7 protein-coding genes are annotated in these 12,831 nt (G+C 66.5%); 4 read left to right on the forward strand and 3 right to left on the reverse strand.

The window, feature by feature from the left end:
• The first annotated feature begins 37 nt into the window (after positions 1–37).
• The gene (locus tag JTE92_RS24810) at positions 38–1,720 is read left to right on the forward strand and encodes an L-lactate permease (RefSeq protein WP_063242041.1); all 1,683 of its coding nucleotides are present in this window, start codon (positions 38–40) and stop codon (positions 1,718–1,720) included.
• A gap of 173 nt (positions 1,721–1,893) precedes the next feature.
• Positions 1,894–3,723 carry an ABC transporter ATP-binding protein gene (locus JTE92_RS24815; RefSeq protein ID WP_063242040.1) on the forward strand — a complete coding sequence of 610 codons (1,830 nt, stop codon included), beginning with the start codon at positions 1,894–1,896 and terminating at the stop codon, positions 3,721–3,723.
• Between the two features lie 75 nt (positions 3,724–3,798).
• Here JTE92_RS24815 and parC read toward each other — a convergent pair whose 3' ends face one another.
• From parC to JTE92_RS24830, 3 genes are all read right to left on the reverse strand, one after another.
• Positions 3,799–6,138 carry a DNA topoisomerase IV subunit A gene (gene parC / locus JTE92_RS24820; RefSeq protein ID WP_063242039.1) on the reverse strand — a complete coding sequence of 780 codons (2,340 nt, stop codon included), beginning with the start codon at positions 6,136–6,138 and terminating at the stop codon, positions 3,799–3,801.
• Between the two features lie 69 nt (positions 6,139–6,207).
• Positions 6,208–7,020 carry a lytic transglycosylase domain-containing protein gene (locus JTE92_RS24825; protein ID WP_063242038.1) on the reverse strand — a complete coding sequence of 271 codons (813 nt, stop codon included), beginning with the start codon at positions 7,018–7,020 and terminating at the stop codon, positions 6,208–6,210.
• A 163-nt stretch (positions 7,021–7,183) separates the two neighbouring features.
• The gene (locus JTE92_RS24830) at positions 7,184–9,175 is read right to left on the reverse strand and encodes a DNA topoisomerase IV subunit B (RefSeq protein WP_063242037.1); all 1,992 of its coding nucleotides are present in this window, start codon (positions 9,173–9,175) and stop codon (positions 7,184–7,186) included.
• Between the two features lie 344 nt (positions 9,176–9,519).
• Here JTE92_RS24830 and JTE92_RS24835 point away from each other — a divergent pair, with 344 nt between their 5' ends.
• Positions 9,520–10,731, forward strand: a complete 1,212-nt coding sequence (locus tag JTE92_RS24835) for an MFS transporter (RefSeq protein ID WP_063242060.1) — start codon at positions 9,520–9,522, stop codon at positions 10,729–10,731.
• Positions 10,732–11,177: 446 nt separating this feature from the next.
• Positions 11,178–12,203 (forward strand): IS110 family RNA-guided transposase, encoded by a 1,026-nt coding sequence (locus JTE92_RS24840; RefSeq protein WP_063242165.1) that lies wholly within the window; start codon positions 11,178–11,180, stop codon positions 12,201–12,203.
• Positions 12,204–12,831 lie beyond the last annotated feature (628 nt).

Below are 12,831 nucleotides of genomic sequence, written 5' to 3' on the forward strand. Positions count from 1 at the left end.
CCCGGGCGCCCGAGCCAACCTGAGGAGGATTTCGATCGTGTGGAGTCAAGTCTATGACCCGCTGGGCAATATGGCGCTGTCGACCATTGCCGCGGGCATTCCGGTCGCCGTGCTGCTGGCAGCGCTGGCGTTCTTTCATATGCAGGCACACCTGGCCGCCGGGCTGGCGCTGCTGATCGGCATCGTGGTCGCATCCACGGTGTTCGGCATGCCTGCGGCAATGGCCGGCAAGGCCGCGGGACTCGGCATCGTGTCCGGGCTGTTCCCGATCGGCTGGATCGTGCTGAACATCATCTTCCTGCACCGGCTCACCACGCTGAACGGGTCGTTCAAGGTGCTGCAGAACTCGATCTCCGGCATCACCGAGGACCGCCGCCTGCAGCTCCTGCTGGTGGCGTTCAGCTTCGGCGCGTTCTTCGAGGGCGCGGCCGGCTTCGGCACGCCGGTGGCCGTGACCGGCGCCATCCTGATCGGGCTGGGCTTCTCGCCGCTGGCCGCCTCGGGGCTGGCGCTGATCGCCAATACCGCGCCGGTGGCCTACGGCGCGCTGGGCGCGCCGATCATCGGCCTGGCCTCGGTGACGGGGCTGGACCTGCTCGACCTGTCGGCCATGATCGGCCGCCAGCTGCCGTTCTTCTCGGTGATCGTGCCGTTCTGGCTGATCTGGGCCTTTGCCGGCTTCCGCGGCATGCTGGCGATCTGGCCGGCGATCCTGGTGGCGGGCGTGAGCTTCGCCATCCCGCAGTTCCTGGTGTCGAACTTCCACGGCCCGTGGCTGGTGGACGTGATCGCGGCGCTGGTGTCGATGGGCGCGCTGACGCTGTTCCTGAAGGTCTGGCATCCGAAGGAAATCTGGACCTCGACCAGGATCCTCGGCCGCCACGACGACTCCAAGGTCGACCACCCCGAAGCGTTGGAAGCCGATGCACGCGCCAGCGCCGCCGCGGCCGGCATCTCGGTGGCCAAGGCCTGGATGCCCTGGGTGATCCTGACGGTGTTCGTGTTCGTCTGGGGCATTCCCGAGTTCAAGAAGCTGATGGATAGCCTGTGGGCCTGGAAATTCCCGATCCCGGGTCTCGACAAGGCCATCGTCAAGGTACCGCCAGTGGTGCCCAGGGAAGTCATCGAAGGCGCCGTGTTCAACTTCAACGTGCTGTCGATGGCCGGCACCGGCATCCTTGTCTCGGCCATCGCCGGCGGCCTGCTGATGGGCTACTCGGTGCCGCGCCTGTTCAAGGAGTACTGGGAAACCATCAAGCTGGTGCGCTACTCGCTGCTGACCATCTGCGCGATGTTCGGCGTCGGCTACCTGACCCGCTACTCGGGCCTCGATGCCACGCTGGGCCTGGCTTTCGCCCACACCGGCGTGTTCTACCCGCTGTTCGGCACCATGCTGGGCTGGCTGGGCGTGGCGCTGACCGGCTCGGACACGGCCTCGAACGTGCTGTTCGGCGGCCTGCAGAAGACCACCGCCGAACAGCTGGGCCTGTCGCCGGTGCTGATGGCGTCAGCCAACAGCTCGGGCGGCGTGATGGGCAAGATGATCGACGCGCAGTCCATCGTGGTGGCCTCCACGGCGACCAAGTGGTACGGCCACGAGGGCGACATCCTGCGCTACGTGTTCTTCCACTCGGTCGTGCTGGCGATCCTGGTGGGCCTGTTCGTGACGCTGCAGGCCTACGTGCCGCCGTTCACGCATATGGTGATCCACCATCCCTGATTGCCCTGCTGCTGCAGCCGTTTCGGCATGGCGTTTCAGACAAGGCCCCGCCCCTGGCGGGGCTTTTCCATTGGGCAACGCGCGTATCATGTTGCGTCTGATCCGCCGCAAGCGCCCCCCGGGATCCCACAAGGATGATTGGGCGTGCCGTGGCACACAACGGGGAACCTGCCATGTTGCGTCGCCTGGAAAGACTGATCGACCCCTTCCGCCACATGCCCGACCGCGAGCCGCCGGGCCAGGTCTTGCGTTTCTACACCTGGTACCTGCGCGAAGTCTGGGGCGTGTTCGTGCTGCTGTTGCTGGTGGGCCTGGTCGGGGCGCTGATCGAGGTGGCGCTGTTCAGCTTCCTCGGCCGGCTGGTCGACATGGCGCAGACCACGCCCGGCGCGGAATTCTTCAGCCGGCATCGCAATGAACTGATCTGGATGCTGGTGGTGGCGGTGCTGCTGCGGCCCGTCTTCTTCGGCCTGCACGACGTGCTGGTGCACCAGGTCATCAACCCCAGCCTGTCCAACCTGATCCGCTGGCAGAACCACCGCTACGTGCTCAAGCAGAGCCTGTCGTTCTTCCAGAACGACTTTGCCGGGCGCATTGCCCAGCGCATCATGCAGACCGGCTTCTCGCTGCGCGACTCCGCCGTGCAGGCGGTCGACGCGCTGTGGCACGTGGTGATCTACGCGGTCAGTTCGCTGGTGCTGTTCGCGCAGGCCGACTGGCGGCTGGCGCTCCCGCTGCTGCTGTGGATCGCCTGCTACGTGGCCGCGCTGCTGTACTTCGTGCCGCGCGTGAAGGAGCGCTCGGTCGTCGCCACCGAATCGCGCTCGCGGCTGATGGGGCGCATCGTCGACGGCTATACCAATATCACCACGCTCAAGCTGTTCGCCCATACCCGCCAGGAAGAAGACTACGCGCGCGACGCCATGGCCGAGCAGACCGACAAGACGCGGCAGGCCGGGCGCATGGTCAGCGGCATGGACGTCACCATCACCGCGATGAACGGCGCGCTGATCGCCGGCACCACCGGGCTGGCGGTGTGGCTATGGAGCACCGGGCATGTCACCACGGGCGCGATCGCGCTGACCACCGGGCTGGTGATCCGCATCAACAATATGTCCGGCTGGATCATGTGGGTGGTCAACGGCATCTTCGAGAACGTCGGTCAGGTGCAGGACGGCATGAAGACCATCGCCGTGCCGCGCAAGGTCACCGACCGCGCCAATGCGCAGCCGCTGCGCGTCACGCAGGGCGAAGTCCGCTTCGAGCAGGTGAGGTTCCACTACGGCAAGGGCTCGGGCGTGATCGAAGGCGTCAACCTGACCGTGCGGCCGGGCGAGAAGATCGGGCTGGTCGGCCCCTCCGGCGCCGGCAAGTCGACGCTGGTCAACCTGCTGCTGCGGCTCTATGACGTGGAAAGCGGCCGCATCCTGATCGACGGGCAGGACATCGCCGAGGTCACGCAGGAAAGCCTGCGCGCGCAGATCGGCATGGTGACGCAGGACACCTCGCTGCTGCACCGCTCGATCCGCGAGAACCTGCTGTATGGCAAACCCTCCAGCACCGAGGCCGAGCTGGCCGAAGCGCTGCACCGCGCCCGCGCCGACGAGTTCATTCCCGGCCTGGTCGATGCCCACGGCAATACCGGGCTGGAGGCGCAGGTAGGCGAGCGCGGCGTGAAGCTGTCAGGTGGGCAGCGCCAGCGCATCGCTATCGCGCGGGTGCTGCTGAAGAACGCGCCGATCCTGATCCTGGACGAAGCCACCTCGGCGCTGGATTCGGAAGTGGAAGCGGCGATCCAGGACAGCCTGGAAACGCTGATGCAAGGCAAGACGGTGATCGCCATCGCGCACCGGCTGTCGACGATCGCGCGCATGGACCGGCTGGTGTTGCTGGACAACGGGCATATCGTGGAGAGCGGCACGCACGCGGAATTGCTTGCGCATGGGGGGCTGTATGCGCGGTTGTGGGCGCATCAGACGGGGGGGTTTGTGGGGGTGGATTGATAATCTGGCCCGCTGGATGGAGGGCTCCCTCTCCCGCTTGCGGGAGAGGGGAGCAAACCCTCGCTCCGGCGAAACTCAATTACCGCCCGGCGCCTCCACCCGCACCGGATCGATCCTCGGCTCCTTCAGCCTGGCCTCGATCTGCTTGCCCTTGCGCGCGCGCTTGCCGACATACGGCAGCAGCGACTGCCCGGCCAGCTTCTGCGACGAAGGCTTGCCGCCACGGCCCGCGCCCGACAGCATCAGCCCCGGCGCACCCACGGCCACCGCCTGCAGCAGCTTCTCTTTGGGCTCCAGCTCCATCAGGATCACGCCGCGGCCACCGGCCGACAGCACCTTCACCTCGTCCAGCGCTACCAGCAGCAAGCGGCCGTTGCCCGACAGGCAGGCCGCATGCGTGGCCTCGTCGCCGATCGGCGCCGGCGGCAGCGGGGCATCGCCGTCGTCCAGCGTCAGGAACGACTTGCCGCCCTTCTGCCGGCCGGTCATGTCGCCCACCGTGGTCTGGAAGCCGTTGCCGCCAGCCGTGGCAATCAGCACGCGCTGGGTGGGGCTGCCGGCAAAGGTGTGCGCCACCTGGCTGCCGGACTGCAGCTCGATCAGCGTGGTGATGGGCACCCCGTCGCCGCGCCCGCCCGGCAGGCTGGAGACCGGCACGGAATAGACCCGGCCATTGGTGCCGAATACCAGCAGCACGTCGACCGTGCGGCAGTCAAAGGTGTTGTAGAGCGCATCGCCGGCCTTGAAGGTGAACTGCTGCGGATCGTGGCCATGGCCCTGGCGCGTGCGCACCCAGCCCTTCTGCGACATGATCACCGTCACCGGCTCGTCGATCACGCGCACTTCGGCGGCGGCGCGGCGCTCTTCCTGGATCAGCGTACGGCGCGGGTCCTTGTCTTCCGGGCTGTACTGCTTCGCGTCGGTCTCGATCTCCTTGATGATGCGGCGGCGCATCATGGTCTCGGACTTGAGCAGTACGTCCAGGTCGGCCTGCTCTTCGCGCAGTTCCTTCAGTTCCTTCTCGATCTTGATCGCTTCCAGCCGCGCCAGCTGGCGCAGGCGGATTTCCAGGATGTCCTCGGCCTGGCGGTCGGTCAGCTCGAAGGCTTCGATCAGCGCCGGCTTGGGCTCGTCGCTCTCGCGGATGATGCGGATCACCTCGTCGATATTGAGCAGCACCAGCATCCGGCCTTCGAGGATGTGGATGCGGTCCTCGACCTTGCCCAGGCGATGGCGCGTGCGGCGCGTGACCGTGTCGAAGCGGAACGCGATCCACTCGCGCAGGATCTCGCGCAGGCCCTTCTGGCGCGGGCGGCCATCCGTGCCGATCATCACCAGGTTGATCGGCGCGCCCGACTCCAGGCTGGTATGCGCCAGCAGCGCCTGGATGAACTCCTGCTGGTCGATGTTCTTGCTCTTGGGCTCGAACACCAGCCGCACCGGCGCGTCCTTGCCGGACTCGTCGCGCACCGCATCCAGCACCGCCAGCACGGTGGCCTTGAGCTGCTGCTGATCGGGCGTCAGCGCCTTCTTGCCGGCCTTGATCTTGGGATTGGTGATTTCCTCGATCTCTTCCAGCACCTTCTGCGCGGACGTATTCGGCGGCAGTTCGTTCACCACCATCTGCCACTGGCCGCGCGCCAGTTCCTCGATGGTCCAGCGCGCGCGCACCTTCAGGCTGCCGCGGCCGTTCTCGTAGATCTGGGCGATGTCCGCCGCCGGCGAGATGATCTGGCCGCCGCCGGGATAGTCCGGCCCCGGCATCAGCGCCAGCACCTCGGCCAGCGAGATATTCGGGTTGCGGATCATCGCCACGGTGGCCGCGGCGACTTCGCGCAGGTTGTGCGGCGGGATCTCGGTGGCCATGCCCACCGCGATACCCGAGGCGCCATTGAGCAGCACGAACGGCAGCCGTGCCGGCAGCAGCTTCGGCTCCTGCATCGAGCCGTCGTAGTTGGGGATGAAGTCGACCGTGCCCTGGTCGATCTCGTCGAGCAGCAGCCGCGAGATCGGCGTCAGGCGCGCCTCGGTGTAGCGCATCGCCGCCGCGCCGTCACCGTCGCGCGAGCCGAAGTTGCCCTGGCCGTCGATCAGCGGGTAGCGCAGCGAGAAGTCCTGCGCCAGGCGCACCAGCGCGTCATAGGCGGACTGGTCGCCGTGCGGGTGGAACTTGCCCAGCACGTCGCCGACCACGCGCGCGGACTTGACCGGCTTGGCATCGGCGCGCAGGCCCATCTCGTGCATCGCGAACAGGATGCGGCGCTGCACCGGCTTCTGGCCGTCGGCCACTTCCGGCAGCGCGCGGCCCTTGACCACGCTGACGGCGTAATCGAGGTAGGCGCGCTCGGCGTAGCGGGCCAGCGTCAGCGAATCGGCCGGCTCTTCAGGTTGAAACGTGATGTCTTGTTGTTCCATGGATAGGCAAGAATTCGGCGCGCCATGTTGCAGCAGCGCGCCGGGTTGCTTGTGGTTCGGTCATGCCGGTCAGGGCATGTTGCGCCGTCCGCCGAGCACCATCTTCACGCGCGGGCCGTCGGCACCGGCACTGGCGCGCATGGGCCCCGCGCCTTGCGCGGGCTGGTAGAACCGGTAAAACTGCAGCACGGTGCTGACATACTGCTGCGTCTCGCGGTACGGCGGAATCCGGTTGTTGTAGCGCTGCACCGCGCCCTCGCCGGCGTTATACGCCGCCAGCACCAGCTCCAGGTTGTTCGGGAACAGCTGCATCAGCCAGCGCAGGTAGCGCACGCCGGCGGTGATATTGGTGCGCGGGTCGGCCAGCTTCTGCTCGACCGTGCGGCGCTGGTCGGCGCTGACGCCGAAGCGCGCGCCGGTGTCGGGAATCACCTGCATCAGCCCGATCGCGCCCTTGGGCGAGACCGCGCCGGGGTTGAAGCCCGACTCCACCGCCATCACCGCCTTGACCAGCGCCGGATCGACGTCCTGCCTGCTGGCGATCTGGTGGATCAGTGGCTCGACGGTCTTGATGTTGGGATGGTTGACGACGTAGCGGTAGAGCTTGTGCTGCTCGAGGTCGATGTCATCCGCGCCGTCCGCGCCGACGGGCGCCTTGCCCCGCTGGATCGCCGCCAGCCGCGCGCTGTCGAGCTTGCCGCCGTCCTTCATGAACAGCTTGTAGCGCGCGTCGAGCTTCTGGTCGGCGAAGTGGGCAACACCGTCGGCATCGATATAGCCCCACAGCTCGGCATGCGCCGCCGGCACGAAGGCGAGCCCGGCCAGCGCCAGCACGGCGGCTACCGCGTTGCGCCATGGATTGCCGGGAGGTCTCTTCGTCATCGTGCGTTCCAGCAAATTCAGTTGGGCACCTGCCGAATCTCCCGTCATTCCCGCGAAAGCGGGAATCCAGCGTCTTAAAAGCCGCTGGGTCCCCGCCTTCGCGGGGACGACGAGCAGGTGAACTGGGCGATTATCTACCCAATCGCCGGCCGGTGCTCCCCAATCAGATATCGGCCTCGACCTCGTTGCCCTTCTCTTCCAGCCAGCTGCGGCGCTGCGCGGCCTCGCCCTTGCCCATGAGCATGTTCATCATCTCGACGGTCTGCGGCAGGTCGTATTCGCCCAGCGTCACGGGCAGCAGGCGGCGCGTGTCGGGGTTCATGGTGGTTTCCCACAGCTGCTCGGCGCTCATCTCGCCCAGGCCCTTGAAGCGCGAGATCTGCCAGCTGCCGTCCTTGACGCCGTCCTTGACCAGCTTGTCCTGGATGGCGACCAGTTCGCCTTCGTCCAGCGCATACAGCTTCTGCGCCGGCTTCTTGCCACGCGCGGGGGCATCGACGCGGAACAGCGGCGGGCGCGCCACATAGACGTTGCCGGCCTCGATCAGCTTGGGGAAGTGACGGAAGAACAGCGTCAGCAGCAGCACCTGGATATGCGCGCCGTCCACGTCCGCGTCCGACAGGATGCTGATCTTGCCGTAGCGCAGGTTGGACAGGTCGGGCTCGTCGTTGGCGCCGTGCGGATCCACGCCGATCGCCACGGCGATGTCGTGCACCTCGTTGTTGGCAAAGAGGCGGTCGCGCTCGGTCTCCCAGGTGTTGAGCACCTTGCCGCGCAGCGGCAGGATGGCCTGGAATTCCTTGTCGCGGCCCATCTTGGCCGAGCCGCCGGCGGAATCGCCCTCCACCAGGAACAGCTCGTTGCGGGTCACGTCGGTGGACTCGCAGTCGGTCAGCTTGCCGGGCAGCACGGCCACGCCGGAGCCCTTCTTCTTCTCGACCTTCTGCGCCGCGCGCGTGCGCGCCTGCGCCTGGCGGATCACCAGCTCGGCCAGCTTCTTGCCGTATTCGACATGGTGGTTCAGCCACAGCTCCAGCGCCGGGCGGCTGAAAGTGGAAACCAGCCGCACCGCATCGCGGCTGTTCAGGCGCTCCTTGATCTGGCCCTGGAACTGCGGGTCGAGCACCTTGGCCGAGAGCACGAACGAAGCGCGCGCGAACACGTCTTCGCTCATCAGCTTGACGCCCTTGGGCTGCAGCGCATGCATCTCGATAAAGCTCTTGACCGCCTGGAACAGGCCTTCGCGCAGGCCGGATTCATGCGTGCCGCCGGCCGGCGTGGGAATCAGGTTGACGTAGGACTCGCGCACCGGCGCGCCGTCCTCGGTCCAGGCCACCACCCACGAGGCGCCTTCGCCATCGGCAAAGCCTTCCTCGCCGGGATTGGCGTCGGGGTCGGCGAAATGCTCGCCCTCGAACATCGGTATCACCAGCTCCGAGCCACTGCCTTGCGCCAGCGCCTCGACCAGGTAGCCCTTCAGGCCCTGGTCGTACTGCCAGGTCTGGGTTTCGCCGCTCTTCTCGAGCACCAGCGTGACCTTGACCCCCGGCAGCAGCACGGCCTTGCTGCGCAGCAGCCGCTGCAGCTCTGCCTGCGGGATCGCCGCCGAATCGAAATACTTGGCGTCGGGCCACACCTGCACGCGCGTGCCGTTCTTCTTCTCGCCGCGCTCGAGCTTGCGCGAGGCCAGCGGCGAGGTCACGTCGCCGCCGGAGAAGGTCAGCGTCGAGTTCATGCCGTCGCGCCAGACGGTCACGTCCAGCCGCGTCGACAGCGCGTTGGTCACCGACACGCCCACGCCGTGCAGGCCGCCGGAGAAGGCATAGGCGCCGCCCTTGCCCTTGTCGAACTTGCCGCCGGCATGCAGCCGGGTAAAGACGATCTCGACCACCGGCACGCCTTCTTCCGGGTGGATGCCCACCGGGATGCCGCGGCCGTCGTCCTCCACGCTGACGCTGCCGTCGCGGTGCAGGGTCACCAGGATTTCGGAGCCGTGGCCGCCCAGGGCCTCGTCGGAGGCGTTGTCGATCACCTCCTGCACGATATGCAGGGGGTTGTCGGTCCGGGTGTACATGCCGGGGCGCTGCTTGACCGGCTCCAGGCCCTTCAGGACCCGGATGGAAGATTCGCTGTACTGACTGGTTTTGCTCGCCATGGAGTCGCTACGAAAGTGGATGTCCCGGCTGCCGCGGGCGTACAACTGTGCACGCGCCGGGGCACCGGGCACTGCATTGTAATGGATGCGCGGGGCGGCATTCCCGCTGGAAAGCGCCGGCGGCTGCCGCCAGCGTGCGCGCCGCCTTTGCCGCGGCGCCGGCACTTTTTGCCGCGCCGCCGGCATCAATGGGGTGGCGTACGCGTTTTCCGCGTCCGGGGTAAACTCGCCACCACCCGGCCCACGGCAAGCCAGATTGCCGTCCCGGCACGGTCCACAACAAGCACAGACAATCCATGCCGGCGCCGCGCCACCGCGCGGCCAGCCGCACACCGAGCCAAGACATGCAAAACCGACAACTTTCCCTGACCACCGTGCTGGTGTGCGGGGGCCTGCTCGTCACGTTATCGATGGGCATCCGCCACGGCTTCGGCCTGTTCAACCTGCCGATCACGCAGGCGCACGGCTGGAACCGCGAGACCTTCGCCTTCGCGCTGGCGCTGCAGAACCTGATGTGGGGCGCCAGCCAGCCCTTCGCCGGCGCACTGGCCGACAAGTTCGGCGCGCTGCGCATCATGCTGGTCGGCGTGGCGCTGTATGTGGCGGGCCTGGTGGTGATGGCGCTGGCGACCAGCGGCACGGCCTTTGCCACCGGCGCCGGGGTGATGATCGGCATCGCCCAGTCCGGCACCACCTACAGCATCGTCTACGGCGTGATCGGCCGCGTGGCCAGCCCCGAGAAGCGCGTGTGGGCGATGGGCATCGCCGCCGCGGCGGGCTCGTTCGGGCAGTTCCTGATGATCCCGGTGGAACAGGGGCTGATTTCCGGCCTGGGCTGGCAGAACGCGCTCTATGTGATGGCGCTGATGGCCTGCGTGATGCTGCCGCTGGCGCTGACCCTGCGCGAGCCGAGCGAGATGGCGCACGGCGCCGGCCAGCACCAGACCATCGGCCAGGCGATCCGCGAGGCCTTCGGCAACCGCAACTACCAGTTGCTGACGCTGGGTTACTTCGTGTGCGGCTTCCAGGTGGTCTTTATCGGCGTGCACCTGGCGCCGTACCTGAAGGACCAGGGCCTGACCGACCCGAAGGTGGCGGTCGTGGCGCTGGCGCTGATCGGGCTGTTCAATGTGTTCGGCACCTATACCGCCGGCGCGATGGGCCAGCGGCTGCCCAAGCGCTACCTGCTCGCGTTCATCTACCTGGCGCGCGCGGTCGTGATCGCCGGCTACTTGCTGTTGCCCCTGACGGTGGCCAGCACCTGGGTGTTCGCGGCGCTGATGGGCTTCCTGTGGCTGTCGACGGTGCCGCTGACCAACGGCATCATCGCGCAGGTGTTCGGGGTGAAGTACCTGTCGATGCTGTCGGGGGTGGTGTTCTTCTCGCACCAGATCGGCAGCTTCCTGGGGGCGTGGCTGGGGGGCTATCTCTATGACCGCACCGGTGGCTACAACACCGTGTGGCTGATCTCGATCGGGCTGGGGGTGCTGGCGGCGCTGGTCAATCTGCCGATTCGCGAGCAGGCGCTGGTGCGTGGTCAGGCGGCGGCGGCGTGATGGCTGAGACTCGCGCGCGCGTGGCGAAGGCGGCCGGGCTGGCGGTGCTGGGCGGGCTGCTGGTGCTTGGGTTCGTGGGGTATTTGCGGCCTTCGTTTGTGGTTGAGCTTAGTAATATGGTGTTGGCTTGGTGTGGGTGAGGTTGCCGTGGAGCCGCCGCTTTCGCTGTTTGTGACATGCTGCCGGCTGTTTAGGCGCTGGCCTGTCGCGGTTAATGACATGCTGTCGGCTGTTGAACCGCCTGGTTCCGCCCTCCTGGGCGGGTCACTTTTTTGGCCGAGCGCCAAAAAGATGGAATGAACGCGCCCCGGCCTGCGATCAAAGGTGCCGGTAGTCGGTTATGCATCCGGGAAACGTGACAGGGTAGGCGGGTCCCCCCTCACGAAACGGCATCGATGTGCCAGAGTGGGAGTGTGACCAACCACGCGAGGATGGAGGGACCCGAGATGAATACTACGACTTACGGTCTGGACATTGCAAAGACTGTCTTCCAGCTCTATTGGGTCGAGCCTTCGGGCAAGTGTTTCAATCGTCGCTTCAGTCGGTCCAAGCTGCTGGAGTTCCTCGCGAATCGCGAGCCTGGACGCATCGCGCTGGAGGCCTGTGGCAGTGCGCACTGGTGGGCCCGCCAAGTGCGAGCCTTGGGTCATGAGCCGGTGCTGCTGCACGCCCGGTACGTGCGACCGTTCGTGCAGACGAACAAGACCGATGCGGCCGACGCCCGTGCTATCTGGACCGCAGTCCAGCAGCCGGGCATGCCGGTCGTGGCAGCAAAGACCGAGTCCCAACAATGTGTGCTCGGCCTGCACGCCATGCGCCAACTGCGCGTGAAGATGCGCACCATGCTGGTCAACCAGCTGCGCGGCATGTTGTTCGAATTCGGGATCCGGATCCGTCCCGGGCTACGAGCTGGCCTGAAGGAAATCGTACAAGGGATGGACGAAATCGAACGGGGCGTGCCGCCCCTGCTGTTCGAGTTCGTGCATGAGCAATTGCAAAGCATCGAAGGGCTCGATCGAGAGATAGCTCGCCTGGATCAACGCATTGATGCCTGGGGTCGGCAGAATCGGGCCTGCAAAACGATTCTGGCCATTCCTGGCATCGGCATGCTGACCGCCACGGCCATGGTCGCCACCATTGGCGACGCGCGCACCTTCAAGTCCGGGCGGCAACTGGCGGCGTATCTTGGCCTGGTGCCCAAACAGACCGGCACCGGGGGCAAGGTCTGGCTGAGCGGCATCAGCAAACGCGGCGACCCCTACCTGCGCACCTTGCTGATTCATGGCGCTCGGGTCGTGCTGAGTCACCTGCGCAGAAAGAACCAGCCGGGCTGGAGCCTGCTGCTCGCGCAGCGACGGCCGAAGAACGTCGCGGCGGTTGCCTTGGCCAACAAGACGGTGCGTACCATCTGGGCCCTGTTGACCCACGATCGGGCCTATGACCGAGACTACGTCTCGGTCAGGCCTGCCTGACGGCAGGCTGAGCTAGCAAGGAAGGAACCCGTCCACAGGTTGCGACGGTAATGTCAGCGTGATGGCAAAACAGGTTGGACCGCGGGAGTGCAAGCTCAATTGGTTACTGGTGCTCAAAGCACGGCAAAAAGATAGGGACACTCCCGGTGAAATCCATCAGGGCCCGCAGGCATGGCCTGCATCGCAAGGCCGGATATAAGTCTGCAGCCAATCCTGTCCAAGCCTGATGTTGGCGTTACCTTGCAAACCGGGGCGCGTTCATATAAGTAACCAAAAAGCGCGTTTACGGCCCTGCGGGCGGTCACTCTTATCGTAGTGTGCCTGGGATTTCGTACGGGGCTTGGCTTCGTTGCAGAGCGGGACTGCCTGACGCCTTGGTGCGCCACGGTGGCGCGGGATCGACGCGATGGTTGAACGAGCCCAGAGCTGGGCGTGGCCCCTGCTGCTGCCGTCAACGCGGGGACGCCTACGGCTGCGCTGCGCGCCGGCAGCATCTCAGGTCAGGGGCTCTGGCGCGGAACGCATCGCTGCGCTCGCTTGGCGATTTCGCTGATGAGCCCACAGGCCCTTCCCTGCCCGTTGTTTGCTCCCCTCTCCCGCGAGCGGGAGAGGGGCGGGGGTGAGGGCC

It is taken from the genome of Cupriavidus oxalaticus (assembly GCF_016894385.1).
Taxonomy (GTDB): domain Bacteria; phylum Pseudomonadota; class Gammaproteobacteria; order Burkholderiales; family Burkholderiaceae; genus Cupriavidus; species Cupriavidus oxalaticus.